The organism is Pseudomonas sp. 3B-A001-10F, assembly GCF_056313565.1.
Window position 1 is genome coordinate 12,113 of the sequence record NZ_JBQYFW010000017.1, and the last position, 25,920, is coordinate 38,032.

A 25,920-nucleotide genomic window follows, 5' to 3' on the forward strand; every position below is an offset into this window, starting at 1 on the left:
CTACTCGCGCCAGTTGTGAGCGAAGCTGGTAGACTCCGCCGCCATTATGATCCGACTTCAGAACCTGACTTTACAGCGTGGCCCGCAACGTCTGCTAGAAGACGCCGAGCTGACCCTGCACGCCGGCCACAAAGCCGGCCTCATCGGTGCCAACGGCGCCGGCAAATCGAGCCTGTTCGCCTTGATTCGGGGCGAACTGCACCCCGACTCGGGTGATTGCTTCCTGCCGGCTGACTGGCGCATCGCCCACATGCGCCAGGAGATCGAGACCCTTGAGCGTCTTGCCGTCGACTATGTGCTCGATGGCGATTTGCGTCTACGCGAGGTGCAACGTGACCTCGCCGCCGCCGAAGCGGCGCACGACGGTGCCGCTCAGGCCCGCCTGCACTCGGAACTCGACAGCGCCGACGGCTACACCGCCGACGCACGGGCGCGCAAATTGCTCGCCGGTCTCGGCTTCACCAACGAGCAGATGGATCGCCAGGTAGGAGATTTCTCCGGTGGCTGGCGGATGCGTCTGAATCTGGCGCAGGCATTGATGTGCCCGTCCGACTTGTTGTTGCTCGACGAACCGACCAACCACTTGGATCTCGACGCGATCATCTGGCTCGAAGAGTGGCTGAAAAGCTACCCGGGCACCTTGCTGCTTATCTCCCACGACCGTGATTTCCTCGATGAAGTCGTCGATCACGTGGCCCACGTCGATCAGCGCAAAATCACCCTGTATCGCGGCGGCTATACCGCGTTCGAACGCGCCCGTGCCGAGCGTCTGGCCCAGCAGCAACAGGCCTACGAGAAGCAGCAGGCGCAACGTGCGCACATGGAAAGCTACATCGCCCGTTTCAAGGCCCAGGCGACCAAGGCCCGTCAGGCACAGAGCCGGATCAAGGCACTGGAGCGGATGGAAGAGCTATCGGCGGCCCACGTCGATTCGCCATTCGACTTCGTCTTCCGCGAGTCGACCAAGATCTCCAGCCCGCTGATCGACCTGTCGGATGCGCGTCTGGGCTATGGCGACAAAACCATCCTGGAGAAGGTCAAGCTGCAACTGACCCCGGGCGCGCGGATCGGCCTGCTCGGCCCGAACGGCGCAGGTAAGTCGACGCTGATCAAAAACCTCGCCGGCGAACTGTCACCGCTGGGCGGGCGGCTGACCCGTGGCGAGAACACTGTGGTTGGCTACTTCGCCCAGCATCAGCTCGACTCGCTGGATTCCAAGGCCAGCCCGTTATTGCACTTGCAGCGTCTGGCGCCGACCGAGCGCGAGCAGACACTGCGTGACTTCCTCGGCGGTTTCGACTTCCGTGGCGCGCGCATTGATGAGCCGGTACTGAATTTCTCCGGTGGTGAAAAAGCGCGTCTGGCCCTGGCATTGATCGCCTGGGAACGGCCGAACCTGTTGCTGCTCGACGAACCGACCAACCACCTCGACCTGGAAATGCGCCTGGCGCTGACCATGGCGCTGCAGGAATTCAGCGGCGCGGTGCTGGTGGTGTCTCACGATCGTCACTTGCTCAAGAGCACCACCGACAACTTCTACCTGGTCGCTGATGGCAAAGTCGAAGAGTTCGATGGCGACCTCGAAGACTACGCGCGCTGGCTGGTGGAGTACCGCCAGCGTAACGCGCCGGTCAGTAACACCCCGGTGAATCCGGACAAGACCGACAAAAAGGCCCAGCGTCAGGCTGCTGCTGCATTGCGTCAGCAACTGGCCCCGCACAAGCGTGAAGCCGACAAGCTCGAAGCCGAGCTGGGCAAGCTTCACGAGAAACTGGCCAAGGTCGACGCCAGCCTCGGCGACAGCGACATCTACGAGCCGGCACGCAAGAACGAATTGCGTGATCTGCTCGCTGAACAGGCCAAGCTGAAGGTTCGTGAAGGCGAGCTGGAAGAGGCGTGGATGGAAGCTCTCGAGGTATTGGAAAGCATGCAAGCGGAGCTGGAGGCGCTGTCCTGATGGAAGCGTTCAAGCTGCCGCTGCCGGCGGAGTGGGTCGAGCCGATCTGGTTCGCGGTGCAGATTCTGCTGATCCTGCTGGCCGGTTACCTCACTCAGCGCTTCGTCGCCAAAGGCCTGACCCGGTTGGGCGAGCGCTATCCGTTCCCGCCGCAATTGCTGATGCCACTGCGCGGTGTGTTGCGCTGGCTGATCATGGGCAGTGCGCTGATCTTTGTTCTGGAACGCCTCGGTGTCTCGGCCACGGTGCTGTGGACGGCGCTGTCAGGGTTCGTCGCCGTGGCGGCGGTGGCGTTCTTCGCGATGTGGAGTGTGCTGTCGAATCTGCTCTGCGCGATTCTGATTTTTACGGTTGGGCCGTTCCGGCTGGGCGATATCGTTGAGCTGGTGGACACCACGGACAAGCCTGGCGTCAAAGGCCGGGTGGTGGCGATCAATCTGCTTTACACCACGTTGATCGAGGCGGAAGAGCTTGGGACTGGCAGCGCGATGGTGCAGGTGCCGAACAGCTTGTTTTTCCAGCGCTCGGTGCGACGTTGGCGCGGGACGGATGTATTCCCTTCCAGCGGGTTCGAGAAGTAAGTCTTACAGCAAGATCAAAAGATCGTCCGATCGCGGCCCGAGCCTTCGGCAACTCCTACAGGGATCGCATTCCAATGTAGGAGCTGCCGGAGGCTGCGATCTTTTGCTTTTAGCCCCAATCCGCATTAGCTTGAGCGTCTGTCACGATTCAGATGCGAGGTGTGCGATGGAGCTTCAAACATGGCTGGCGTTTTTTGCTGCCTGCTGGGTGATCAGTCTGTCCCCGGGCGCTGGCGCCATTGCGTCGATGTCCAGCGGTCTGCAATACGGGTTCTGGCGCGGTTACTGGAACGCCCTCGGCCTGCAGATTGGTCTGGCGGTGCAGATTGCGATTGTCGGCGCCGGTGTTGGCGCGATCCTGACCGCTTCGGCCACGGCTTTCCACGCGATCAAATGGTTCGGTGTGGCTTATCTTGTTTATCTGGCCATCAAGCAATGGCGCGCGCTGCCCATGGACATGAGCGACGACGCGGCGGTACGACCGATCGGCAAGCCGCTGGCGCTGGTATTCCGCGGCTTTCTGGTGAACATCAGCAACCCCAAGGCTTTGGTGTTCATGCTCGCGGTGCTGCCGCAGTTCATCAACCCGCATGCGCCGTTGCTGATTCAGTATGTGGTGATTGGTGTGACGATGATCTTCGTCGACCTGATTGTCATGGCGGGCTACACCGGTCTGGCATCGAAGGTGCTGCGTCTGTTGCGCACCCCGCAACAGCAGAAGCGCATGAACCGCACGTTTGCCGGGCTGTTCATCGGCGCTGCGGCGTTTATGGCCACGCTGCGTAAAGCGGCAGCATAAACCGCGCAGGCAAAAAAAAGGCGACCTTTGCGGGTCGCCTTTTTTGTGGCTGGGACGCAGAGCGGCCAAGGATCAGCGCAAGATCACCGGCGCAGTATCACGCGGCAGATTGTTGCGCTGTGGTGCTTCGCGCGGCTGCTCGTAACCGCCGCCACCGAGCTGCATGCTCAGTTGCCCGGCCACGTCTTCACCCAGAGCCTTGGACACGTCGCGCACCACCCGTGGGCGGTTCAGCGAGATCTTGATGTCGCGGTGGTTCACCAGTTTGGTGTCCTGCGCTTCGCCCATCGCCGTGAAGGCCGAGGTGATCTCGAAGGTCTTGGTGTTGATCAGGCTGAAGTCCGCCACCAGCGTCAGGCCCAGTACCGCCGAATAGCTGTCGGTGTGCGCCAGCTCGTTGATGTCCTGAGTGAAGTCGATGTCGGACACCGTACCAAACAGCACATAGTCGGCGCCCTTGAAGTTGCCGGCCTTGATGCGCTTGATCACGTCGTAGACGTCACCCTTGGACGACGCGGTGTACGGCGTGCCCTGCACCAGCTGGAACATACCGGTACGCAGGATTTCACCCTTGATGTCGCCGGTGAATTTGCGCAGCTCGCCTTGCTCGATGTAGCTGGTGCTCGCTTCGATTTCGTTGTAGCTCGAAGAACCGCTGGAGCTGTAGTAACCCTCGCGATGATTGCTCTGGGCGGAAACGATGTGGATGTATTGCTCCACACGCTCCTGATAGGCCAGATCCGTCACCGCGACTTTCGGGGCCGCCTGCACGCTGAACGCGCAAGCCAGGGCCATCATGCCAATCCATGCGCGCATCAATTAACGCTCCGTGGTTTTGCGGATCTCTTTTTCGTCCATCCACTCGGCCAGACCGCTTTCAACGTCGATCAGTTGCAGGCTGAATTTGTAGAAGACGTCCTTGTAATCGCTGCTGCGCTTGACGATCGAGCTGATCGAGCCTTCGATGCGGTACTTGGCGGCAACCATGTTGCCAGTCTTGGCCACGGTGCTCTTCTTGTACAGGCCGCTCTGGTTTTGCAGCTTGAGCTGGTCAACCTGGCTCTGCATGGCGTTGTTGTCGCTGGCGAAGCGGGCCACGCCGGTTTTCATCAGCTGAGTCTTGATGCTGGTGGTGATTTCGCGGGTGTCGATGTATTCGCTGGTCTTGTTCTTCACGTCGTAGACCTGAACCACCGGGCGGCCCTGCAGAATGCCGGACTGGGCCAGCGAGCGGGTCATCGACTCGGCGATCATTTGCAGGTCGGTCGAACCGAATTCGTTGGTCACGGTTTCAACCGCTTTGGTGTCGCCGTAGCTGATGTTCTTGCTGCCCAGGGTCGGCGAAGTGTTGGCGCAACCGGAGGCCAGCAGGGCGATAACAGCGATGCAGGAAAAGCGTGCAAACATGGGAATGCTCTCTAAAACAGAAATAGGGTGACAGACTTACGGCGTCTTGATTTCCAGACGGAAGTCCACGGCTTTCGGGGTCGGGGCGATGCCTTGGATGAAGCTGGTCTGGGCGCCGTACATCATTTGGCTTTTCCACACTTCTTCTTCGGCAATCGGGAAGCCTTCCGCGCCGAGCCAGGCGAAGCGGTAGTAGAAAATCTTGTTGCTGTTGAGGGTGTTGCTCAACTGCACGTTGACCGTCATGAAGCCGTTTTCGCGAGCGACGCGCATGGCGCCGACGACGATGTGTTTCTGCGGGCCCATGGCCACGACTTTGCTCGCGGCGCTGCCCGGCTCTGGCGGTGGCGGGGTAGCGCAGCCGCTCGCCAGCAAGGCGAGGGCGGCGACGGCGATGAGTTTGAAGCGCATGCAAAGACTCCGTTCTTAAGGTTGTTTGAGGCTGGCGACGTTGGTCGCGCTGGCGCTCGGGATGACGTGGGCGGCGAGGCCACCGGCGAACACCTGGTTGCCCACGGCGCGCAGAGTGATCACTTGATAACGCTGATCGACGGTGACCTTGACCACCGAACCGCCGACGGCGCTCGGCAGACTGACCTGATGCTCGCCTTTCTTCAAGCGCAGGCGCACCACTTGAGTGTTGTCCGGCAGGGTGCGCCACGTACGGGTATCGGCACCTTCAAGCACAGCTGAAGAGATGCCGACGGCCAGACCGGCCAGTGGATTGGTTTCGTTGATCTTCTTCTGCGCCACGCCTTTGGTGATCGCCCGCACGGTGGTGCGCAGGATGATCCCCGGCATATCGTCACGCAGAGCGCGGCGGGACATGGCGGTGGTGCTGTTGAGAGCGGTCAGATCGACCTGCTGGCCATCGACACCGATCTGCGCGAACGGCGCGGTGGAGGTGTCCGGCTTGATGATCGGGAACGACAGTGGGGTGATCACCACGTTGTTGGAGATCGGCAATGGCAGCGGCACGCGGATCGAGTCGCGAGCTGGCGCCAGACCGCTTTGCACGACGATCAGAATATCGCTGTCGTCAGACTTGCTCGGCTTGTCGAGGTTGACCAGTGCCTGCTCCAGCAACGGCGTGTTCGGACGCAGTTCGGCAGCCTTGCGGTAACCCGGCGCCGCGAGGCCTTTTTCGCCTAGGGCTTCGTAGACGAAACCGGACAGGTAATGGCTGAAAGCACTCTGGTAGCTGTTCTTCAGACCGACCACTTCCGGTGCGTCGAGGCTGGCGACCGGATAACCCTGCAGGTCTTTGTACTGGGTCTTGATGCCTTCTTTCTCGGCCTCTTCTTCGCTCTTGAGGTATTCCTTGTCGCGCAGCTCGGCGATCACCGCTTCACGTTCGTGAGTCTTCTTGATCGCGGTGCGCGCGCCGTCGAAGTCGTTGACCGCCAGCAGGTTCAGGGCCATCTGGGTGGTCAGCATGACTTTTTCGTAGTCGTAGCCTTCGTAGCGACGCACTTTGTCGTTGACCAGGAAGCTGCCGAACTGGGCCAGATATTTGTCGGTGTCGAGCTTGACCGAGTCTTCCCACTTGCCCACCACCTGATCAGCGCTGGTCCAGGCGTTCTGGCTGCCGGACAGGTCGCCCTTGGCGCGCAGCAATTCACCTTTCTCGAAGTAATAGAGCAGGTCTTTGTCCGGGCCGGTGTTGTTCTTTTCCAGCAGGGTCAGCGCGGCGTCGACGTTGCCGGAGGCCAGTTGCTGATTGGTCTGGGCCAGTTCGGAGTCGTAGTTGCGAAACGCCGAACAGCCGGACAGCAGAGTGACGGCGCTGAGCGCAATCAGAGTGGGAGCGCGGAATGCCATGGGGGTACTTCTTCCCTGGAGTAATACAGCCGCGAATGCTGGTCGGGCTGGTGTGACCCATCGACAGTGGCGCTGGCCTCCTGCCAATTCCTCATAACCTGAGGAGCTTTAATGCCGTTTCGCGATAGCGAGGGCGCGGCATTATAGGCGGGCGGTGGTGGCTATGTAATATCTTTTTAATTGCACTTGTTAGTTTGGTGCCATTACTTATTTCAGGTCGGATACCACGCTGCCGGTCGGCGCTCAGCCGGGCTGGAATGCGCTGCCATTGGCAAACACTCGCTCACCCAAAGCACGCAGGCCGATGACCTGGCGGCTCTGGTCGATGCGGATTTTCATGGGCGCAGCACCGGGAGCGTTGGGCAGGCTGATCAGGTGCTCACCTTTTTTCAGGCGCAGGCGCACGACTTGGGTGAGGTTGGGCAAGGTGCGCCAAGTGCGCGTGTCGGCATGCTCGAAAGCATCCCAGTGGGTGACGTAGGAGGCTTTGCTCGGGTCGCGTCGATTGTCCCTGGCCTGAACATCGGCTGCCAGAAATGCCCGATAGGTTGTGCGCTGGATAATGCCCGGCATGTCGTCACGCAGGGTGCGCAAGGACATGTCGGCAATGCTGTTGACCGCAATCAGCTTTTTTTGACGACCATCGATGCTCAGTTGGTTGAATGAAGGCGTCGAGGTGTCGGGCACCATTACGGGGAACGAGATATTGGCGACGATGACCTGACCGTCCGCGAGCTTCACCGGGTAGGGCACACGCACGGAGCTGCGGGCCGGCGCCAGGCCGCTCTGTACGATGATCAGCACATCGCTTTCGTCTGCCTTCAGACCAGGGCTGTCGAGGTCGCGCAGTGCCTGTTGGAAAAACGCCATGTCCGGACGCAGTTCAATTGCCTGACGATAGCCGGGCGCAGCCAGATCTTTCTCGCCCAGCGCTTCGTAGGTGAAGCCGGCGAGATAGTGACTGAATGCACTTTGGTAGCCGTTTTTCAGCGCAATCACCGCGGGCGATTCGAGCATCACCACGGGGTAACCCTGCAGGTCCTTGTAATGCACGCGCGCGCCCTGGGCCTTGGCCGCTGCTTCGACACGCTCGTATTCCAGCTCCCGCTGTCGGGCTATAAGCGCTTCGCGCTCGTGGGTTTTCTTGATGTCGGCACGGGCGCCGTCAAAATCATTCATGGCCAGTTGGTTGAGGGCCATTTGCGTGGTCAGCATGACTTTTTCGTAGTCGTAGCCATCGTAGCGGCGCAGCTTGTCATTGATGATGCTGCCCCAGTGATCGCCCATGGCGGCGAGCAACTTGTCGCCGGTGGTTTGGATCGTGTCCTGGCGCTCGATGATCATCTGCTCGGCGCTGCGCCAGGTTGTCTGGCTCTGCGCAAACTCGCCGCCCGCACTCAGTACGGCGCCCTTTTCGAAATAGTAGAGCAGGTCTTTTTCCGCGGCCGGATTGTTCGCTTCGATCACGGCCAGGGCGCTGTTGATGTTGCCGGCCTTGAACGGGTCGGTGGTCTGTTGCAGTTCCAGATCGTAGTTGCGATATGCACCGCAGCCGCTCAGTTGCAAAACGGCGGCGATCAACAGGGGCAAGTGCAAGCGGTGGCGCATGAAAAGGGTTCATCCTTGAGCGGGAAATGCGACAGGTCGCGCAGTATAGGGTGCAATAGTGGCTAAGTGATGTGGCGTTTTTGCAGGCCGATGGCTCGCGTCTTGTGTGGCGTTACGTCGACAAAGCTTGAGGGAAACGCGTTCGAAGTGAACAATATGTAACTTCGCATTTCCATTTGAGACTCATTCATGACTGCCTCGTCCCGTTTTCTGGCCTGGCTGGTGTTCCCGTTGTTTGCCCTGAGCAGCTTTAATCTGCTGGCCGATACCGTGGAAGGCGCGCCGCAAGCGCTGCACCTGCTCGATTACATCAGCGCCGACTACCCGCCGACGGTAGCGGCGGGCAAGGTTGTCGATGATTCCGAATACCGCGAGCAACTGGAGTTCACGCGGGCGCTGCAAGGCTTGATCGCCGGCATGCCGGCCAAGCCTGAAAAGGTTGCGCTGGAGCAGGGTGTCAGCGCTTTGCACGCGGCAATCACTGCCAGGCAGGATGGCGCCGAAGTGGCCCGGCAGGCACGGCAACTGGGCGCGCAACTGGCGGTGGCGTATGAGGTCAGCCAAGCGCCGATCATCACCCCCGATCCCACCCGGGGTGCGCCGCTCTATGCGCAGAATTGCTCGGTGTGCCACGGCGACAGTGGCGCCGGTGACGGCCCGGCGGGCCTCGGCATGACCCCGGCACCAGCCAATCTGCGTGATGCGGCGCGGCTGGATCACCTGAGTCTGTACGCGATCTACAACACCCTCGGCCAAGGCGTCGAAGGCACCGACATGCCGGCGTTTGCCGATCAGCTCGATGATCGGCAGCGTTGGGATCTGGCGACCTACATCGCCGGGTTCAGCGCTGATCCGGCGGCGGCCAAAGCCGAGAAAACCTACAACATCGCCGATCTGGCGCGTCAGACCCCGGCCGAAGTGCAGGCTGCCGAAGGCCAGCAAGCGGCGGCGACGTTCCGTGCGCAACGCGCGCAGCCGCCGCAGGTCAAGCGTGGCCCGGCGCAGTTGCTCGACTACACCGCCGCAACGCTGGACAAGAGCCTTGCTGCCTACCGCGCCGGTGAACACGATCAGGCTTACGACCTGTCGGTGGCGGCGTATCTGGAAGGCTTCGAGCTGGTCGAAAGCTCGCTGGATAACGTCGACGCCAATGTGCGCAAGGACACCGAAAAATCCCTGATGGCTTACCGTCAATCGTTGCAGGACGGCTTGCCGGTCGAGCAGGCCGAGCAGCGCCTGGACGCCGCCAAGGCCAAGCTGAAGGAGTCCGCCGGGTTGCTCGGCAGTGATGGCTTGAGCTGGTCGCTGAGCTACATCTCCGGTCTGCTGATTCTGCTGCGAGAAGGCCTGGAAGCGATTCTGGTGCTGGCGGCGATCCTCGCGTTCCTGCGCAATACCGGCCAGCAATCGGCGGTGCGCAGCGTCAACGTCGGTTGGGGCCTGGCGTTGCTGGCCGGCCTCGGCACCTGGGCGCTGGCGGCGTATGTGATCGACGTCAGCGGTTCGCAGCGTGAACTGCTCGAAGGCGCCACGGCGCTGTTTGCCAGCGTCATGGTCTTGTGGCTCGGTGTATGGATGCACGACCGTCGCCACGCAGCGGCCTGGCAGGATTACATCAAGAGCAGCCTGGTCGGCGGTGGCGGGCGTTTCGGCTTCGCGATCCTCGCGTTCTTCTCGGTGTACCGCGAGTTGTTCGAAGTGATCCTGTTCTACGAAACCCTGTGGTTGCAGGCGGGTCCGGCCGGGCATGACGCCGTGCTCGCGGGTGGCGCCACGGCGCTGGTGCTGCTGGTCGGTCTGGCGTGGGTGATTCTGCGCGGTTCGGCGAAGCTGCCTCTGACGCTGTTCTTCAGCATCAACGCGGCGCTGCTCTGCGCGTTGTCGGTGGTGTTTGCCGGGCATGGCGTGAAGGCGTTGCAGGAAGCCGGGATCTTCGGCACGCGGCCGGTGGCGTTCTTTGAATTCGATTGGCTGGGGATTCATGCCGATGCGTATTCGTTGACGGCGCAGGCGGTGGCGATTCTGGCGATTGCTGTGTTGTATGGGCGTAGTTGGGTGGCGGAGAAGCGGCGGGTAGTCGCTTAACAGCATTCGCTGCGCTCACATTCGCGAGCAGGCTCGCTCCCACAGGGTTTACGCGTAACCTGTGGGAGTGACGGAGCGACGATTCGACTTGCTCGCGAATTGTTTTTGGAGGTTAGAAAAATGCGTGTATGGATCGATGCCGACGCCTGCCCGAGGGCCGCGAAGGATCTGGTGGTGAAGTTTGCGCTCAAGCGCCAGTTCGAAGTGGTGCTGGTGGCCGGGCAGCCGCAGATCAAGCCGGGGCTGGCCATCGTCAAACTGATCGTGGTGCCGAGTGGTCCGGATGCGGCAGACGATTATCTGGTCGAACACGCAGTGCCCGGTGAGCTGGTGATTTGCAGCGATATCCCGTTGGCTGATCGTTTGGTGAAGAAGGGCGTCGCGGCGCTCGATCCGCGCGGCAAGGAGTTCGATGCACAGAACATGGGCGAGCGGTTGGCCGTGCGTAACCTGTTCACTGATCTGCGCGAACAAGGCCAGATGAGCGGCGGACCGGCGCCGTTTGGCGATCGCGAGAAGCAGGCGTTTGCCAATGCGCTGGATCGGATTCTCACGCGCCTGACCCGCAAACCTTAAGCCTTGCACAAATCCCCTTGTAGGAGTGAGCCTGCTCGCGATAGCGGCCGGTCATTCAACAGATATGTTGCCTGATACACCGACATCGCGAGCAGGCTCACTCCTACAGTAGACCGTATCAGGCGTCGTTTTCGTGGGTCAGTTCGAGCACGCGGTCGACCAGTTTGTTGATCCCCGAAGCCGCCTCACTGATGTTCTGCGCCAGCATGTAAGCCGGGGTCGTCACCAGTTTGCGCGCCTTGTCTTCGATGATTTCCGTCACCGCACAGTCTTCGTGGGTGGCGCCCATCTTGTTCATCGCCGTGGCAGTGTCGGCGTCGTTGCCGATGGTGCAGGTTACGCCCGGGCCGTAGATCTTCGCCGCCAGTGCCGGCGAGATGCACATCAGACCCACCGGTTTGCCTGCTTCGGCAAATGCCTCGGCCAGCGCCAGTACTTCCGGCTGCACGCTGCAGCCAGCGCCTTCAACAGCAAAGTTCGACAGGTTCTTCGCCGCACCAAACCCACCCGGCACGATCAGCGCATCGAAGTCATCGACGTCGGCTTCGCGGATGTCCTTGATGTTGCCGCGGGCAATGCGCGCCGATTCCACCAGAACGTTGCGCGACTCGGGCATTTCTTCGCCGGTCAGGTGATTGATCACGTGCAATTGCGCGATGTTCGGGGCGAAGCACTGCACCTGCGCACCGCGTTGGTCGAGGCGCAGCAGGGTGATGACGCTTTCATGGATTTCGGCGCCGTCGTACACGCCACTGCCGGACAGGATCACTGCAACTTTTTTGCTCATGGGTTTCTCTCCAGATTCATGGCGCTAAATGTCCACTAAATTGTCGTGCGTTGCCATAGGCTCAAGGGGTGGTTGCACCTGCGTGGAACGCTTTCTAAATGGATCGCAACAACCGCGGGGTGTTCATTATTTGGGGTTGACTGCTGCGTAACGAGGGGGAGATTTTTGGCGTAAGACCGCTGCTGGCGAACTTGGATGCGCCAGAGCAGCGAGGATAAAAGTGACCTGTCTGACTGAAAGGGCCGGCCAGCCCGCTCAGTGCTGGCGGGCTGTAGCAAGTCGCCAGCGAGTTACTCGGCTGGCGTCTTCGGTTCGGCAGGTTTGGCCACTTCGGCTTGACTCAGCAGTGCAGCTTTCGCGGCTTGCTCGTCGGCGTAAACCTGTTTGGCCAGCCGCGCATTCTTGAAGCGGCGGCGCAGCCACAGGCCAACGCCAAGAATCAGCAGCGCCCCGAGTACCCACAACTCGTACTTCTTGATGCTGCCGAGCATGCCTTCCAGTACCGCACCGAAGTGGTAAGCGGCGGCAGCCAGTGCGGTCGCCCAGATCGCCGCACCGATGCCGTTGAGCAGCAGATAACGTCCCGGCGGATACCCCGACAGACCGATCGCCACCGGCATCACCGTGCGCAAGCCATAGACGAAGCGGAAGCTCAGCACCCAGATGTCGGGATGCTTGCGAATGTGCTCCAGTGCGCGGTCACCCATCATTTGCCAGCGCGGTTTGCGCGCCAGCAATTTGCGCCCGTGCTTGCGGCCGAGGAAGTACCACAGCTGATCGCCGGCATAGCTGCCGCAGAACGCCACAACCACCACCAGGTTGATGTCCATGTATCCACGGAACGCGAGGAAGCCCGCGAGCACCAGAATGGTTTCGCCTTCGAAAAACGTGCCGAGGAACAAGGCAAAGTAGCCAAAGTCATGCAGAAATTGTTGGAGCATTGTCTGGGTGCTGGCGAAATGAACGCGCAGCCTAACCCTTCGGACACATTCATGAAAGTGTCCAAATGTGTCTCGACGTGAACAATTCCTACACTGAGAATGGAATGCGGCTACCTGTCACAGGCCTCACACAACTGTCATCTGTTCGTCATAATGGCCGTCTATAACTGTCACGCTCGCCCGTTTGCGCGGGCTCAGGAGTCTGCCGTGAGCTTTACCCCCGCCAATCGTCTGTTCCCTGCCACGCGCCTGCGCCGCAACCGTCGTGATGATTTTTCGCGTCGGCTGGTGCGGGAAAATGTGCTGACAGTCGATGACCTGATCCTGCCGGTGTTCGTGCTCGACGGTGAAAACCGCCGCGAAGCCGTGGCCTCGATGCCCGGGGTAGAGCGGTTGACGATCGATTTGCTGCTCGAAGAAGCGGCCAACTGGGTCGAGCTGGGGATTCCGGCGCTGGCGCTGTTCCCGGTCACCCCTCCTGAGCTTAAATCCCTCGACGCCGCCGAAGCCTGGAATCCTCAAGGCATCGCCCAGCGCGCCACCCGCGCCCTGCGTGAGCGTTTCCCGGAGCTGGGGGTGATCACCGACGTCGCGCTTGATCCGTTCACCACCCACGGCCAGGACGGCATTCTCGACGAAGAAGGCTACGTACAGAACGACATTACCGTCGACGCGCTGGTTCGTCAGGCGTTGTCCCATGCTGAAGCCGGCGCGCAGGTGGTGGCGCCGTCGGACATGATGGACGGTCGCATTCAGGCGATCCGCGAAGCGCTGGAAATCGCCGGCCACGTCAACGTGCGGATCATGGCTTATTCGGCCAAGTACGCCAGCGCCTATTACGGCCCGTTCCGCGATGCGGTCGGTTCGGCGTCGAACCTAGGCAAGGCCAACAAAGCCTCGTATCAGATGGACCCGGCCAACAGCGACGAAGCGCTGCACGAAGTCGGCGCCGACTTGTCTGAAGGCGCGGACATGGTCATGGTCAAACCCGGCATGCCGTATCTGGACATTCTTTTCCGGGTAAAAGATGCCTTCAAAGTGCCGACCTTCGTCTATCAGGTTAGCGGCGAATACGCCATGCACATGGCGGCGATCCAGAATGGCTGGTTGAGCGAGGCGGTGATTCTCGAATCACTGACCGCCTTTAAACGTGCCGGCGCTGATGGCATCCTGACTTACTTTGCTGTCCGCGCCGCTCAATTGTTACGAGAGCAGAAATAGCCCTCCCAGGAACATTCAATGAATACCGAAGGACTCACGGAAGTTGCAGTAAAAGAAGCTCAACCGGTGGTCGAGCAAATCACCGAGACCCCGCCGGAACTGGAGCCTGCGCCACCCGCGCCGGTCGCCGAACCTGTCGCGGCGGCACCAGTGATTGCGATACCAGGCCTGGATGACAGCAGCCTGTACATCCACCGTGAGCTTTCGCAACTGCAATTCAATATCCGCGTGCTGGAACAGGCGCTGGACGAGTCCTATCCGTTGCTGGAACGCCTGAAGTTCCTGCTGATTTTCTCCAGCAACCTTGACGAATTCTTTGAAATCCGCGTCGCCGGCCTGAAGAAGCAGATTACCTTCGCCCGTGAACAGGCCGGTGCTGACGGCTTGCAGCCGCATCAGGCGCTGGCGCGGATCAGCGAGCTGGTCCACGGTCACGTTGACCGCCAGTACGCGATCCTCAACGACATTCTGTTGCCGGAGCTGGAAAAGCATCAGGTGCGCTTCATCCGTCGCCGCCACTGGACGGTCAAGATCAAAACCTGGGTGCGCCGTTATTTCCGCGACGAGATCGCGCCGATCATTACCCCGATCGGCCTCGACCCGACGCACCCGTTCCCTTTGCTGGTGAACAAGAGCCTGAACTTCATCGTCGAACTGGAAGGCATCGACGCCTTCGGTCGCGATTCCGGTCTGGCGATCATCCCGGCACCGCGTCTGCTGCCACGGATCATCAAGGTGCCGGAAGAGGTCGGCGGTCCCGGCGACAACTATGTGTTCCTGTCGTCGATGATCCACGCCCATGCCGATGACCTGTTCCAGGGCATGAAGGTAAAAGGCTGCTATCAGTTCCGCCTGACCCGAAACGCTGACCTCGCGCTCGATTCCGAAGACGTCGAAGACCTGGCCCGCGCCCTGCGTGGCGAGCTGTTCTCGCGTCGTTACGGCGATGCGGTGCGTCTGGAAGTCGCTGACACCTGCCCGAAACACCTCTCGGATTACTTGCTCAAGCAGTTCAACCTGAGCGAGAGCGAGCTGTATCAGGTCAACGGCCCGGTCAACCTGACGCGGCTGTTCAGCATCACCGGTCTGGACAGTCATCCGGAGCTGCAATACACGCCGTTCACCCCGCAGATCCCGAAACTGCTGCAGAACAGCGAAAACATTTTCAGCGTGGTCAGCAAGCAGGACATCCTGCTGCTGCACCCTTTCGAGTCGTTCACCCCGGTGGTCGACCTCCTGCGTCAGGCGGCGAAAGACCCGCACGTACTCGCTGTGCGCCAGACGCTGTACCGCTCCGGCGCCAACTCCGAGATCGTCGATGCGCTGGTGGATGCCGCGCGTAACGGCAAGGAAGTGACGGCAGTCATCGAGCTGCGTGCAAGGTTCGACGAAGAGTCCAACCTGCAACTGGCCAGCCGTCTGCAAGCGGCCGGTGCGGTGGTGATCTACGGCGTGGTCGGCTTCAAGACCCACGCCAAAATGATGCTGATCCTGCGTCGCGAGGCCGGCGAGATCGTCCGCTATGCGCATCTCGGCACCGGTAACTACCACGCCGGCAACGCCAAGCTTTACACCGACTACAGCCTGCTGACCTCCGACGATGCCTTGTGCGAAGACGTCGGCAAACTGTTCAGCCAGTTGATCGGCATGGGTAAAACCCTGCGCATGAAGAAGCTGCTGCATGCGCCGTTCACCCTGAAGAAGGGCATGCTCGACATGATCACCCGCGAGACGCAATTTGCGCTCGACGGCAAACCGGCGCACATCATCGCCAAGTTCAACTCGCTGACCGATCCGAAGATCATCCGCGCGCTGTACAAGGCCAGCCAGTCCGGCGTGCGCATCGATCTGGTGGTGCGCGGCATGTGCTGCCTGCGTCCGGGCATCGCCGGTGTTTCGCACAACATCCATGTGCGCTCGATCATCGGCCGATTCCTGGAACACACCCGCGTGTTCTACTTCCTCAATGGCGGCGACGAGCAGATGTTCCTCTCCAGCGCCGACTGGATGGAGCGCAACCTCGACAAGCGCGTCGAGACTTGCTTCCCGGTCGAAGGCAAGAAGCTGCTGACCCGCGTGAAGAAAGAGCTGGAGCTGTATTTGACCGACAATACCCACAGCTGGAGTTTGCAGTCGGATGGTCGTTACATCCGCAACACGCCGACCGGCAACCAGAACCCGCGCAGTGCGCAGGCGACGTTGCTGGAGCGGTTGGGCAGCCCGATCTTGCCGGTGAGCAGCTAAAGCCTTGAAGGTCAAAAGCCCCTCACCCTAACCCTCTCCCAGAGGGAGAGGGGACTGACCGGGTTGGATGGGCGAGTTACGCCGACCTGAACTACCGAGTCGAACTCAGGCCTTGAAGCCAACGGAGATCGGCTCCCTCTCCCTCGGGAGAGGGCTGGGGTGAGGGGGAAGGCCCACCTCCAATTTCAAGCCGAACCCAATAAAAAGGCGATCCCTGTGGATCGCCTTTTTTGTGCCTGCCCGACTCAGTGGACGGTAAGGACGATGCCCACCCGCGTCAGCCAATCCGCTTCTAACCCGAAATCCGCCTGAGTCAGCTGATTCTCATCCAGCCAATTCTCCGGGAATTCCACATCCAGAGTGTTGCCCTTGGCATGCAACACCACCTGCGGCATCGCCTGGGTGCCACGAATGTGGTGGAACAGAATCGCAAAACGCAGCAGCACGCACAGGCGAATCAGCTTGTCGCCGTCGTCGCCGAAATCGGCAAACTTGTCCTTGGGAATGTTGCGGCGATGGCCGCGCACCAATAGCGCGAGCATTTGCTGGTCTTCGCGGGAGAACCCGGCGAGGTCCGAGTGTTCGATCAGGTAAGCACCGTGTTTGTGGTAGTGATAGTGCGCGATGTCGAGGCCGACTTCGTGCACTTTCGCGGCCCAACCGAGGAGTTCGCGCCAGATGCCGTCATCCAGCTCCCAGTCCACAGCCACCTGATCAAATGCGTGCAACGCTTTGCGTTCCACACGCGCCGCCTGCTCCAGATCGACGTGATAGCGCTCCATCAGCGAAGTTAACGTACGTTCGCGCACGTCTTCATGATGATGACGGCCGAGCAGGTCGTAGAGCACGCCTTCACGCAGTGCGCCGTCGCAGTGGTCCATGCGTTGCAGTTCGAGGGCGTCGAAAATCGCTTCGAGAATCGCCAGACCCGCTGGGAAGATTGTCCGGCGATCAGGCTTGATGCCTTCGAAATCGATCTTGTCGACGTCACCGAGCTTGAACAGGCGGCGCTTGAGCCACGCCAGGCCTTCGGCATTCACTTCGCCAGTGCCGTGACCCCCGGCCTTCAGCGCCAGGCCGATGGCACGGATGGTGCCCGAGGAGCCGATGGCTTCATCCCAGGTCAGGCGATGCAGGGCGTGTTCGATGCTCATGATCTCCAGCCGCGCCGCGGTATACGCCTGGGCGTAGCGGGCCGGGGTGATCTTGCCGTCCTTGAAGTAGCGCTGAGTGAAGCTGACACAGCCCATTTGCAGGCTTTCGCGCAACAATGGCTCAAAGCGCTGGCCAATGATGAATTCGGTACTGCCGCCGCCGATATCGGCGACCAGACGTTTGCCCGGGGTGTCGGCGAGGGTGTGCGACACGCCCAGATAAATCAGGCGCGCTTCTTCACGGCCGGAAATGACTTCCACCGGATGACCGAGGATTTCTTCGGCGCGGTGGATGAATTCGAGGCGGTTGCGCGCTTCACGCAAGGCGTTGGTGCCGACGATGCGCACGGCGCCCAGCGGCATACCGTTGATCAGTTGGGCGAAACGCTTGAGGCAATCGAGGCCTCGTTGCATCGATTCTTCGTTGAGATGGCGCTCATCGTCGATGCCGGCGGCGAGCTGAACCTTCTCCCCGAGGCGTTCGAGAATGCGGATCTCACCGTTCTGGGCCTTGGCCACGACCATGTGAAAGCTGTTCGAGCCCAGGTCGATTGCGGCGATCAGGGACAGATTCTTGGCTTGGGATTGCGGCATGGTCAGGGGGTCTCGGTCGATAACCCCGTCATCGTGCCACGATCAAACGCTGGCGCCAACGCGCACGGTTCAAACCGCCGGAGCGCGCACCCCGAACCTGATCGTTCCCACGCTCCGCGTGGGAATACAGCCAGGGACGCTCCGCGTCCCAAAAGCGGACGCAGAGCGTCCGGTGAGGCATTCCCACGCAGAGCGTGGGAACGATCAGGATGAGGCAGATTCAGGCTGTCGCTTCCACCGTGCCAATAAAGTTCGCCAGCTCTGCCGTCTGCGGATTGGCAAACAACACCTTCGGATCCCCCACCTCATGCACCTTGCCATGGTGCATGAACACCAATTTATCCCCGACCTCGCGGGCGAAGCGCATTTCGTGGGTGACCATGATCAGCGTCATGCCTTCCTTGGCCAGTTGCCGCACCACGCTGAGCACTTCGTTGACCAGTTCCGGGTCGAGCGCCGAGGTGATTTCATCGCATAACAACACTTTCGGCGACATTGCCAGCGCCCGGGCAATCGCTACCCGCTGTTGCTGGCCCCCAGACAACCGATCCGGGAAGGCATCGAATTTTTCCCCGAGTCCCACGCGTTCCAGCATTTCCCGGGCCAGCTCCGCCGCTTTGGCTTTCGGCACTTTCTGTACCACCTGCGGCGCGAGCATGACGTTTTCGCCCACGGTCAGGTGCGGGAACAGATTGAACTGCTGAAACACCATGCCGACTTTTTGCCGCAGGCTGCGCAGATCGGCGCGGGCGGCGTCGAGGTATTCGCCGTCGACTTCGATCACGCCGTCATTGATCGATTCCAGCCCATTGAGGGTGCGCAGCAGGGTGGATTTGCCCGAGCCGCTGCGGCCGATGATCGCCACCACCTGGCCTTCCTCGACACTGAGGTCGATGCCTTTAAGCACATGGTGATCGCCGTAGTATTTATGCAGGGCGGAAATTCTAAGCAGAGGCATGCAGTCTCCTTTCCAGGTAGCGCGCACTGAGGGACAAGGGGTAGCAGAGCAGGAAGTAGCCGAGGGCGACGAGGCCGTAGACCATGAACGGTTCAAACGTGGCATTGGCGAGCATGCCGCCGGTCTTGGTCAGCTCGGTGAAACCGATGATCGAGGTCACTGCGGTGCCTTTGACCACTTGCACCGAGAAACCCACGGTCGGCGCCACAGCGATGCGCAGTGCTTGCGGCAGGATCACGTAGCGCAGCTGTTCCAGCGGATTCAGCGCCAGACTCGCCGAGGCTTCCCACTGGCCATGGGCGATCGACTCGACGCAGCCGCGCCAGATCTCCGCCAGATAAGCGCTGGTAAACAAGGTCAGGGCAATCGCTGCGGCCATCCACGGCGAGATTTCGATCCCGGCCAGCGCCACGCCGAAGAACACCAGAAACAACTGCATCAACAGCGGCGTGCCCTGAAACAGCTCGATCCAGGTGCGGGCGATGCTGCTCGGCACAGAGTTTTTCGAGATGCGCATGACCAGGATCAGCAGCCCGACGATCCCGCCACCAATGAACGCCACCAGCGACAGCGCCAGTGTCCATTGCAGGCCGGTGAGCAGGTTGCGCAGGATGTCCCAAAAGGTGAAATCGCTCATACGCTGCTCCCGCTTCGACTGATATAGCGTCGGCCAATCCAGTTCAGCAACTGGCGAATCAGCAGCGCCATGCACAGGTAGATCAGCGTGGTCAGCGCATAGGTTTCAAAGGCGCGGAAGTTGCGCGACTGAATGAAGTTGGCGGCAAAGCTCAGCTCTTCGGTGGCGATTTGCGAACACACCGCCGAACCGAGCATGACGATGATGATCTGGCTGCTCAGGGCCGGCCAGACCTTGCCCAGTGCCGGCAGCAGCACCACGTGGCGGAACGCCTCGAAACGCGTCATCGCCAATGCCGCTGCGGCTTCCAGCTGTCCGCGCGGGATTGCCTGAATGCCGGCGCGAATAATCTCCGTCGAATACGCGCCGAGGTTGATCACCATCGCCAGCACCGCCGCTTGCCACTCGGAAATCTGCACACCCAGCGACGGCAGGCCGAAAAAGATAAAGAACAACTGCACCAGAAACGGCGTGTTGCGGATCAATTCGACGTAGACGCCGAAGATTGCCGAGAACGGGCGGATGTTCCACGCCCGCACCAAAGCACCGACAACTCCGACACCGACCCCGAGCAACGCACCGATGGCCGTCAGCTCAAGGGTGAACAGCGCCCCGCGCAGCAACAGGTCGGTGTTTTCCACCACCGGCATGAAATCGAACTGATAAGCCATGAAGGTCTCCCGCGCAGTCGATCAGAGATCGGCCGGCAGCGGCTCTTTCAGCCAGGTCTGCGAGTTCTTTTCCAGTGCGCCGTCAGCCTTGGCGGTGGTCAGGATGTCGTTGACCTTGGCCAGCAGCGCCGCTTCGTTCTTGTTCACACCGACGTAGACCGGCGAATCCTTCAGTTTCACTTTCAGCGCCGGCACGCGTTTCGGGTTCTTTTCGCTGATCGCGACCATCACCACGTTGCCGCTGGCGATCAGGTCGACCTGGCCGGCGAGGTAGGCGGCGATGGTCGAGTTGTTGTCCTCGAAGCGCTTGATGGTCACGCCTTCGGGGGCGACCTTGGTCAGCTCGATGTCTTCGATGGCGCCACGGGTGACGCTGATGGTTTTGCCCTTGAGGTCGTCGAGGTTAGCGATCGCAGCGTCTGGCGGGCCGAACACGGCGAGGTAGAACGGCGCGTAAGCGCGGGAGAAGTCGATGACTTTCTCGCGCTCAGGGTTTTTGCCGAGGCTGGAAATCACCAGATCGACTTTGCCGGTGGTCAGGAACGGGATGCGGTTGGTGCTGTTGACCGGTGTCAGTTCAAGTTTGACCTTGAGTTGATCAGCCAGCAGTTTCGCCGTGTCGATGTCCAGGCCGCGAGGCTTCATGTCCGGGCCAACCGAGCCGAACGGCGGGAAGTCCTGGGGCACGGCGACTTTCAGCGTGCCGCGTTTGACCACGTCGTCGAGACCGTCGGCGTGCGCGGGAGCCTGGCTGAGCAACAGAGAGGAAAACAGAGCGGCGAGGAGGGCGCTGTAACGCTTGGTCATGGACAATCTCCGGATCGGCGAGAAGTGATTTCTGCGATCGGACAGAGCATGGGCCGTGCCAATACGTGGTTTTCGCCCCCGCAGACCGCAGTTTCAGCGACTTTGCTCGGTCTTACTGGTCTGAACAGTCAGGTTGTTTTTCGCACTGCCATGGCGCACCGGTGTGGTTTGCCGAACCCTGCTGGGGCACGACTTGCCGGACTCGGCGAATAGCTTTACAACTAGCCGCACATTGGCCTGGCGCGTCTGAAAAACCATGAACTCGATTTCCCGTGCGGTACCCGAAGTGGCGCTGCAAGCGATCCGCAAACTGATCACTGAGCAGGGTTTCGGTGCGGGCGATGCGTTGCCGTCGCAACGGGACCTGGCGCTGCAACTGGGCGTTAGCCGGGCATCGTTGCGTGAGGCGCTGTCGTCGCTGAGTGCGCTGGGCGTGGTCAGTATTCAGCCGGGCAAAGGCGTGTTCGTGCAGTCGCCCGTAGAGTTGCCGCGTGGTGCGCAGGCACCGGGCTGGCCATTTGCGGCGCAAGCGTCACCGCTGGACATCTTTCAATTGCGCTATGCGCTGGAAGGCTTCGCCGCAGGGCTGGCGGCGATCACGTTAAGCACGTTCGATCTGGATGCGCTCGAAGACAACGTTGCGGCCATGCGTGACCAATTGAAGGTCGGTGACTTTGAAGCGGCGGCGAAACTCGACTTCGAATTCCACCGCCGAATCCTCTTGGCCAGCGGCAATCAGGCGATGCTGAGCATCCTTACCGCCAGCGCCGAGATGTTCCTGGAGAGCCAGAAGCTACCGTTCATCCGTGCCGAACGCGCCATGGAAACCTGGCAGGAACACCGCAAGATCCTCCGCGCCCTCGCGCGCCGGGCGTCGGGCGCGGCACAAAAAGCCATGCAGGAACACGTGCGCAACGCCGCCCTGCGTACCGGAATTGCTTTCATTGCCCCCGCCACGACGTGACTTGAGCTATACCCAAACTCATCGAGTGCCATAGCAAGACTCAATCAACTGCGGCTTCCTGAACAGGGGAAGGGCGGCTATGATGGGCCACGTTTTTTTGCTTACAACCTGGAGAATTCCATGAGCAGCGATCTTATCAAACACGTTAGCGACGCTAGCTTCGAAGCCGACGTACTCAAGGCCGAAGGCGCTGTCCTGGTCGATTACTGGGCTGAATGGTGCGGTCCTTGCAAAATGATCGCTCCGGTTCTGGACGAGATTGCCGAGACTTACAAAGGCAAGCTGACCGTTGCCAAACTGAACATCGACGAAAACCAGGAAACCCCGGCTAAGCACGGCGTGCGTGGTATCCCGACGCTGATGCTGTTCAAGAACGGCAACGTTGAAGCGACCAAAGTCGGCGCCCTGTCGAAGTCGCAACTGGCGGCTTTCCTCGACGCCAACATCTAAGCGTCGCTGTAAAGTGCCTGAAAAAAAGCCCCGCAAATTAGCGGGGCTTTTTGCGTATTCAGGGCTAGACGCTCCGAAACTCAGGTGGTACATTCGGCCCCGCACTGGTTTCTCCATTGCCCCCTGCTAGCCGTCGCCGACGCACTCCTTTTCGAATTAGTTCGCGATCCTGTCGCCTTCTCCGCGGCGCGGCCTCATTAAGCCAAAAGCTTAATTTCCCCCCCTCCATAAATGATTACGTCATTCCTATATGAATCTGACTGAACTCAAGCAAAAGCCGATTACCGAACTGCTCGAATTGGCCGAACAGATGGGCATAGAAAATATGGCCCGTTCGCGCAAGCAGGACGTGATTTTCTCCCTGCTGAAAAAGCACGCGAAAAGCGGCGAGGAAATCTCCGGTGATGGCGTGCTGGAGATTCTCCAGGACGGCTTCGGCTTCCTGCGCTCCGCTGACGCTTCCTACCTGGCCGGCCCGGACGATATCTACGTCTCGCCAAGCCAGATCCGCCGTTTCAACTTGCGCACCGGTGACACCATCGTTGGCAAGATTCGCCCTCCGAAGGAAGGCGAGCGGTATTTCGCCCTGCTCAAGGTCGACACGATCAACTTCGATCGTCCCGAGAACGCGAAAAACAAGATTCTCTTCGAGAACCTGACTCCGCTGTTCCCGACCGTGCGCATGAAGATGGAAGCCGGTAACGGTTCCACCGAAGACTTGACCGGTCGTGTAATCGACCTGTGCGCCCCGATCGGCAAAGGCCAGCGTGGTCTGATCGTTGCACCGCCGAAAGCCGGTAAAACGATCATGCTGCAAAACATCGCAGCGAACATCGCCCGTAACAACCCTGAAGTTCACCTGATCGTGCTGCTGATCGACGAGCGTCCGGAAGAAGTAACCGAAATGCAGCGCACCGTGCGCGGCGAAGTGGTTGCCTCGACCTTCGATGAGCCGCCGACCCGTCACGTGCAGGTCGCTGAAATGGTGATCGAGAAGGCCAAGCGCCTGGTCGAGCACAAGAAAGACGTGGTGATCCTGCTCGACTCCATCACCCGTCTGGCCCGTGCCTACAACACCGTGATCCCGAGCTCCGGCAAGGTCTTGACCGGTGGTGTCGATGCCCACGCCCTCGAGAAGCCGAAACGCTTCTTCGGTGCTGCGCGTAACATCGAAGAAGGCGGCTCGCTGACCATTATCGCCACCGCGCTGGTTGAAACCGGCTCGAAGATGGACGAAGTGATCTACGAAGAGTTCAAGGGTACCGGCAACATGGAACTGCCTCTGGATCGCAAGATCGCCGAGAAGCGCGTGTTCCCGGCCATCAACATCAACCGCTCCGGCACCCGCCGCGAAGAGTTGCTGACTGCCGACGACGAACTGCAGCGTATGTGGATCCTGCGCAAGCTGCTGCACCCGATGGACGAAGTGGCTGCCATCGAGTTCCTGGTCGACAAACTGAAAACGACCAAGACCAACGACGAGTTCTTCTTGTCGATGAAGCGCAAGTAATACACACGCTGTAAAAAAGAACGCTCCCGAAAGGGGGCGTTTTTTTTGCGTACGCGCCGCATAACTTTCGTAACGCGCTACTGTCCTTGTCTGGAGCGGTTTGTACCTACAAGGATAAGAAAGGTTATGCACACGTTTGGCAATCGCCGTGATATCGACGGATTACGGGCGCTGGCGGTTATTCCCGTCGTCCTGTTTCATTTCGGATTCAACACATTCAGCGGCGGCTTTGTCGGCGTTGATGTGTTCTTCGTCATTTCCGGTTTTCTGATCACTTCAATCCTGTTTCGTGAAATCAGCGCGCAGCGCTTCAGCTTCCTCGACTTCTGGGGGCGTCGCGCCCGACGCATCCTGCCGGCGTTGACTGTGGTTGTGGTGGTGACGCTGGCATTAGGCTGGCTGTTGCTGACGGCCAAGGACCTTGCCGAACTGGGGCGAACGATTCGTTACCAGTCGCTGTTCATTTCCAACATCCTGTTCATGCGCGAAGACGGCTACTTTGCGCCGGCGTCGGAGCTCAAGCCGCTGCTGCATACCTGGTCGCTGGCGGTAGAAGAGCAGTACTACATCTTCTTCCCGTTGATGATGGTGTTGCTGATGCGGTATGTCCGTCATTGGCGCTGGATGCTGTTCGCGGTCCTGTTGGTGTCGTTTGGCCTGAACCTCATTTATATCGAACGCCGGCCTGAATTCGCCTTCTTCGCGTTGCCGACCCGCGCGTGGGAGCTGCTCTGCGGGGCCATGCTGGCGGTGATGCCCGTGCCCAAGCATGTCGCGCGGCCGTGGCTGCGGCAGTCTGTTGGCCTGGCCGGTCTGGCGGCGGTGCTGGTGGCGGTGTTCACCTACGACAAGTCCACGGTGTTTCCGGGCTGGGCAGCATTGCTGCCGGTATTGGGCACGACGGCGCTGATCTGGTCGGGTGCACAGGGCCCAACGTGGGCGGGCCGGTTGTTGAGTATCCGGGTTCTGGTGTGGATCGGCTTGCTCTCCTATTCGCTGTATCTGTGGCATTGGCCGGTTTACGTGTATGCCAATGCGATCTCCATTGATGGCATCCAGCCGTTGGAGGCAATTGGCTGGATGGCTCTGGCGTTGGCGCTGGCTTGGCTGAGCCTGCGATACATCGAGCTGCCGTTTCGTGAGAAGCGTGTGTTTGCCAGTCGTAACTCGGTGTTGGTCGGCGGTCTGGTGTCGATCACGGTGCTGGCGATCACCGGCTCGGTGATTCGCTCGGCAGACGGTGTTCCGCAGCGTCTGACCGGCAAGGCGCTGGAATATGCGCAATCGCGCGAGTGGAACGCCGGGCAGTCGAAATGCATGCACTTGAGCACGGACAAGGCACTGACCAAATCCTGCCTTGTGGGCGGTGATCAACATATAACGGCGACGAAAATGTTCTGGGGCGACAGTCACGCCGCCGCGTTGTTGCCAGCCATCGAAGGCAATGCCGGGCGCAACGTGCAGCCGGTGTGGCTGTACAGCTTGACCGGGTGCCCGCCGATCATCGATGACCACTTACGCCCTCAGTGCAAAGACTTCAACCAGCGCAACATGGACCGCGTCACGAGTCTGGGGATCAAGGACGTGGTGTTGGCGGCGAACTGGAGCCTGTACGTTTATGGTCGTGAAGACGGCGATGGCGATCTACAGTTCCTGCTTGATCGCAAGGACAACCCGCGCCAGGCAGAGCGGCGCATGGCTGCCGCCCTCAAGGCGCAAGTGGCCGAGTTGCGTGAAGCGGGTGTGCAAGTCTGGCTGTTCAAGGAAGTGCCACTGCAACACAAGAGCTTCATCGACCGTCTGACCAGTCTGGCGCGCATCGGCCGTTCGGCAGAAGGTCTCGGTCGCCCGCTCAGCGAACACTTGGCTCGCCAGCAGTTTTTCACGTCGTTGTTCGGCTCGATGAGCGCCGCTGATTCCGGCATTCATGTCATCGATCCGACGCCGCTGATGTGCAAGGACGGCTTGTGCGCCATTGATGTCGATGGCCACTCGCAATACAAGGATGCCGATCATCTTTCGGACGTTGGCAGCGCCAGACTGAGCCCGTTGTTTGCGCCATTGATGCTGGGCACCAGCGACAATTGATTGATGCCAGGCGCTGACGGGCTGCTGTTTGCCCGTCAGAGCAGGTAGGATGTACGCCTA

Annotated in this window: 23 protein-coding genes; 11 read left to right on the top strand and 12 right to left on the bottom strand. The window is 60.4% G+C overall.

Going from position 1 to position 25,920, the window contains the following annotated elements:
* Positions 1-46 precede the first annotated feature (46 nt).
* The 3 genes from AC0ZWN_RS16735 (at position 47) to AC0ZWN_RS16745 (ending at position 3,337) form a co-directional block, all read left to right on the top strand.
* On the top strand, positions 47-1,957 hold the full coding sequence (locus AC0ZWN_RS16735) for an ATP-binding cassette domain-containing protein (protein ID WP_186620123.1): 1,911 nt from the start codon (positions 47-49) through the stop codon (positions 1,955-1,957).
* On the top strand, positions 1,957-2,538 hold the full coding sequence (locus tag AC0ZWN_RS16740; RefSeq protein ID WP_093429732.1) for a mechanosensitive ion channel family protein: 582 nt from the start codon (positions 1,957-1,959) through the stop codon (positions 2,536-2,538). The genes AC0ZWN_RS16735 and AC0ZWN_RS16740 overlap by 1 nt, the downstream gene beginning before the upstream one ends.
* Positions 2,539-2,704: 166 nt before the next feature.
* On the top strand, positions 2,705-3,337 hold the full coding sequence (locus AC0ZWN_RS16745) for a LysE family transporter (RefSeq protein ID WP_095049367.1): 633 nt from the start codon (positions 2,705-2,707) through the stop codon (positions 3,335-3,337).
* 72 nt (positions 3,338-3,409) lie between these two features.
* Here the strand turns inward: AC0ZWN_RS16745 and AC0ZWN_RS16750 are convergent, their stop codons facing one another.
* From AC0ZWN_RS16750 to AC0ZWN_RS16770, 5 genes are all read right to left on the bottom strand, one after another.
* On the bottom strand, positions 3,410-4,153 hold the full coding sequence (locus AC0ZWN_RS16750; RefSeq protein WP_095125000.1) for a penicillin-binding protein activator LpoB: 744 nt from the start codon (positions 4,151-4,153) through the stop codon (positions 3,410-3,412).
* A gap of 3 nt (positions 4,154-4,156) precedes the next feature.
* Positions 4,157-4,744, bottom strand: coding sequence for a penicillin-binding protein activator LpoB (gene lpoB, locus AC0ZWN_RS16755; protein ID WP_016772610.1), 588 nt, complete (start codon positions 4,742-4,744; stop codon positions 4,157-4,159).
* Between the two features lie 36 nt (positions 4,745-4,780).
* Complete coding sequence (locus AC0ZWN_RS16760) at positions 4,781-5,155, bottom strand: YcfL family putative periplasmic lipoprotein (RefSeq protein ID WP_007911131.1); 375 nt, start codon at positions 5,153-5,155, stop codon at positions 4,781-4,783.
* A 15-nt stretch (positions 5,156-5,170) separates the two neighbouring features.
* Positions 5,171-6,565, bottom strand: coding sequence for a COG3014 family protein (locus AC0ZWN_RS16765; protein ID WP_460130390.1), 1,395 nt, complete (start codon positions 6,563-6,565; stop codon positions 5,171-5,173).
* A 243-nt stretch (positions 6,566-6,808) separates the two neighbouring features.
* Positions 6,809-8,173 (bottom strand): COG3014 family protein, encoded by a 1,365-nt coding sequence (locus AC0ZWN_RS16770; RefSeq protein ID WP_476335803.1) that lies wholly within the window; start codon positions 8,171-8,173, stop codon positions 6,809-6,811.
* 189 nt (positions 8,174-8,362) lie between these two features.
* On the opposite strand from AC0ZWN_RS16770, the gene AC0ZWN_RS16775 reads away from it, so the two are divergent.
* Positions 8,363-10,258 carry an FTR1 family protein gene (locus AC0ZWN_RS16775; RefSeq protein ID WP_476335804.1) on the top strand — a complete coding sequence of 632 codons (1,896 nt, stop codon included), beginning with the start codon at positions 8,363-8,365 and terminating at the stop codon, positions 10,256-10,258.
* 120 nt (positions 10,259-10,378) lie between these two features.
* Entirely contained in the window at positions 10,379-10,834 is a 456-nt protein-coding gene (locus tag AC0ZWN_RS16780) for a YaiI/YqxD family protein (RefSeq protein WP_007911138.1), read from the top strand.
* 118 nt (positions 10,835-10,952) lie between these two features.
* On the opposite strand, the gene elbB is transcribed toward AC0ZWN_RS16780, so the two are convergent.
* Both elbB and AC0ZWN_RS16790 read right to left on the bottom strand, forming a co-directional pair.
* The gene (elbB, locus tag AC0ZWN_RS16785) at positions 10,953-11,621 is read right to left on the bottom strand and encodes an isoprenoid biosynthesis glyoxalase ElbB (RefSeq protein ID WP_038359087.1); all 669 of its coding nucleotides are present in this window, start codon (positions 11,619-11,621) and stop codon (positions 10,953-10,955) included.
* Positions 11,622-11,911: 290 nt separating this feature from the next.
* Positions 11,912-12,562, bottom strand: a complete 651-nt coding sequence (locus AC0ZWN_RS16790) for a DedA family protein (RefSeq protein WP_476335805.1) — start codon at positions 12,560-12,562, stop codon at positions 11,912-11,914.
* Between the two features lie 207 nt (positions 12,563-12,769).
* Between AC0ZWN_RS16790 and hemB the strand changes: the two genes are divergently transcribed.
* Together hemB and ppk1 are read left to right on the top strand one after the other, a co-directional pair.
* Complete coding sequence (gene hemB, locus AC0ZWN_RS16795) at positions 12,770-13,783, top strand: porphobilinogen synthase (protein WP_476335806.1); 1,014 nt, start codon at positions 12,770-12,772, stop codon at positions 13,781-13,783.
* A gap of 18 nt (positions 13,784-13,801) precedes the next feature.
* Positions 13,802-16,027, top strand: coding sequence for a polyphosphate kinase 1 (gene ppk1 / locus AC0ZWN_RS16800; protein WP_007911143.1), 2,226 nt, complete (start codon positions 13,802-13,804; stop codon positions 16,025-16,027).
* A 245-nt stretch (positions 16,028-16,272) separates the two neighbouring features.
* Here ppk1 and ppx read toward each other — a convergent pair whose 3' ends face one another.
* The 5 genes from ppx to AC0ZWN_RS16825 all read right to left on the bottom strand — a co-directional run bounded on the left by ppx (position 16,273) and on the right by AC0ZWN_RS16825 (position 20,848).
* Entirely contained in the window at positions 16,273-17,775 is a 1,503-nt protein-coding gene (gene ppx, locus AC0ZWN_RS16805; protein WP_093429742.1) for an exopolyphosphatase, read from the bottom strand.
* A 220-nt stretch (positions 17,776-17,995) separates the two neighbouring features.
* Entirely contained in the window at positions 17,996-18,733 is a 738-nt protein-coding gene (locus tag AC0ZWN_RS16810; RefSeq protein WP_007911148.1) for an amino acid ABC transporter ATP-binding protein, read from the bottom strand.
* A complete protein-coding gene (locus AC0ZWN_RS16815; protein WP_095049376.1) occupies positions 18,720-19,370 on the bottom strand; it encodes an amino acid ABC transporter permease in 651 nt (216 codons plus the stop codon). The genes AC0ZWN_RS16810 and AC0ZWN_RS16815 overlap by 14 nt, the downstream gene beginning before the upstream one ends.
* Entirely contained in the window at positions 19,367-20,041 is a 675-nt protein-coding gene (locus AC0ZWN_RS16820; RefSeq protein WP_476335809.1) for an amino acid ABC transporter permease, read from the bottom strand. Before AC0ZWN_RS16820 ends, AC0ZWN_RS16815 begins: the two co-directional genes overlap by 4 nt.
* 21 nt (positions 20,042-20,062) lie before the next feature.
* Entirely contained in the window at positions 20,063-20,848 is a 786-nt protein-coding gene (locus tag AC0ZWN_RS16825; protein WP_103302521.1) for a transporter substrate-binding domain-containing protein, read from the bottom strand.
* Positions 20,849-21,104: 256 nt separating this feature from the next.
* Between AC0ZWN_RS16825 and AC0ZWN_RS16830 the strand changes: the two genes are divergently transcribed.
* The 4 genes from AC0ZWN_RS16830 (at position 21,105) to AC0ZWN_RS16845 (ending at position 25,860) form a co-directional block, all read left to right on the top strand.
* On the top strand, positions 21,105-21,812 hold the full coding sequence (locus tag AC0ZWN_RS16830) for a FadR/GntR family transcriptional regulator (RefSeq protein ID WP_116254271.1): 708 nt from the start codon (positions 21,105-21,107) through the stop codon (positions 21,810-21,812).
* Between the two features lie 120 nt (positions 21,813-21,932).
* Entirely contained in the window at positions 21,933-22,262 is a 330-nt protein-coding gene (trxA, locus tag AC0ZWN_RS16835; RefSeq protein WP_003206727.1) for a thioredoxin TrxA, read from the top strand.
* A 250-nt stretch (positions 22,263-22,512) separates the two neighbouring features.
* Positions 22,513-23,772 (top strand): transcription termination factor Rho, encoded by a 1,260-nt coding sequence (gene rho, locus AC0ZWN_RS16840; RefSeq protein ID WP_003229334.1) that lies wholly within the window; start codon positions 22,513-22,515, stop codon positions 23,770-23,772.
* 126 nt (positions 23,773-23,898) lie between these two features.
* Complete coding sequence (locus AC0ZWN_RS16845) at positions 23,899-25,860, top strand: acyltransferase family protein (protein ID WP_476335810.1); 1,962 nt, start codon at positions 23,899-23,901, stop codon at positions 25,858-25,860.
* The last annotated feature ends 60 nt before the right edge of the window (positions 25,861-25,920 follow it).

What these genes read in the sequence shown, in the direction of transcription:
- AC0ZWN_RS16735 (WP_186620123.1), top strand. Translation starts at nt 47, where the DNA reads ATGATCCGACTTCAGAACCTGACTTTACAGCGTGGCCCGCAACGTCTG.
- AC0ZWN_RS16740 (WP_093429732.1), top strand. Translation starts at nt 1,957, where the DNA reads ATGGAAGCGTTCAAGCTGCCGCTGCCGGCGGAGTGGGTCGAGCCGATC.
- AC0ZWN_RS16745 (WP_095049367.1), top strand. Translation starts at nt 2,705, where the DNA reads ATGGAGCTTCAAACATGGCTGGCGTTTTTTGCTGCCTGCTGGGTGATC.
- AC0ZWN_RS16750 (WP_095125000.1), bottom strand. Translation starts at nt 4,153, where the DNA reads ATGCGCGCATGGATTGGCATGATGGCCCTGGCTTGCGCGTTCAGCGTG.
- lpoB (WP_016772610.1), bottom strand. Translation starts at nt 4,744, where the DNA reads ATGTTTGCACGCTTTTCCTGCATCGCTGTTATCGCCCTGCTGGCCTCC.
- AC0ZWN_RS16760 (WP_007911131.1), bottom strand. Translation starts at nt 5,155, where the DNA reads ATGCGCTTCAAACTCATCGCCGTCGCCGCCCTCGCCTTGCTGGCGAGC.
- AC0ZWN_RS16765 (WP_460130390.1), bottom strand. Translation starts at nt 6,565, where the DNA reads ATGGCATTCCGCGCTCCCACTCTGATTGCGCTCAGCGCCGTCACTCTG.
- AC0ZWN_RS16770 (WP_476335803.1), bottom strand. Translation starts at nt 8,173, where the DNA reads ATGCGCCACCGCTTGCACTTGCCCCTGTTGATCGCCGCCGTTTTGCAA.
- AC0ZWN_RS16775 (WP_476335804.1), top strand. Translation starts at nt 8,363, where the DNA reads ATGACTGCCTCGTCCCGTTTTCTGGCCTGGCTGGTGTTCCCGTTGTTT.
- AC0ZWN_RS16780 (WP_007911138.1), top strand. Translation starts at nt 10,379, where the DNA reads ATGCGTGTATGGATCGATGCCGACGCCTGCCCGAGGGCCGCGAAGGAT.
- elbB (WP_038359087.1), bottom strand. Translation starts at nt 11,621, where the DNA reads ATGAGCAAAAAAGTTGCAGTGATCCTGTCCGGCAGTGGCGTGTACGAC.
- AC0ZWN_RS16790 (WP_476335805.1), bottom strand. Translation starts at nt 12,562, where the DNA reads ATGCTCCAACAATTTCTGCATGACTTTGGCTACTTTGCCTTGTTCCTC.
- ppk1 (WP_007911143.1), top strand. Translation starts at nt 13,802, where the DNA reads ATGAATACCGAAGGACTCACGGAAGTTGCAGTAAAAGAAGCTCAACCG.
- ppx (WP_093429742.1), bottom strand. Translation starts at nt 17,775, where the DNA reads ATGCCGCAATCCCAAGCCAAGAATCTGTCCCTGATCGCCGCAATCGAC.
- AC0ZWN_RS16810 (WP_007911148.1), bottom strand. Translation starts at nt 18,733, where the DNA reads ATGCCTCTGCTTAGAATTTCCGCCCTGCATAAATACTACGGCGATCAC.
- AC0ZWN_RS16815 (WP_095049376.1), bottom strand. Translation starts at nt 19,370, where the DNA reads ATGAGCGATTTCACCTTTTGGGACATCCTGCGCAACCTGCTCACCGGC.
- AC0ZWN_RS16820 (WP_476335809.1), bottom strand. Translation starts at nt 20,041, where the DNA reads ATGGCTTATCAGTTCGATTTCATGCCGGTGGTGGAAAACACCGACCTG.
- AC0ZWN_RS16825 (WP_103302521.1), bottom strand. Translation starts at nt 20,848, where the DNA reads ATGACCAAGCGTTACAGCGCCCTCCTCGCCGCTCTGTTTTCCTCTCTG.
- AC0ZWN_RS16830 (WP_116254271.1), top strand. Translation starts at nt 21,105, where the DNA reads ATGAACTCGATTTCCCGTGCGGTACCCGAAGTGGCGCTGCAAGCGATC.
- trxA (WP_003206727.1), top strand. Translation starts at nt 21,933, where the DNA reads ATGAGCAGCGATCTTATCAAACACGTTAGCGACGCTAGCTTCGAAGCC.
- rho (WP_003229334.1), top strand. Translation starts at nt 22,513, where the DNA reads ATGAATCTGACTGAACTCAAGCAAAAGCCGATTACCGAACTGCTCGAA.
- AC0ZWN_RS16845 (WP_476335810.1), top strand. Translation starts at nt 23,899, where the DNA reads ATGCACACGTTTGGCAATCGCCGTGATATCGACGGATTACGGGCGCTG.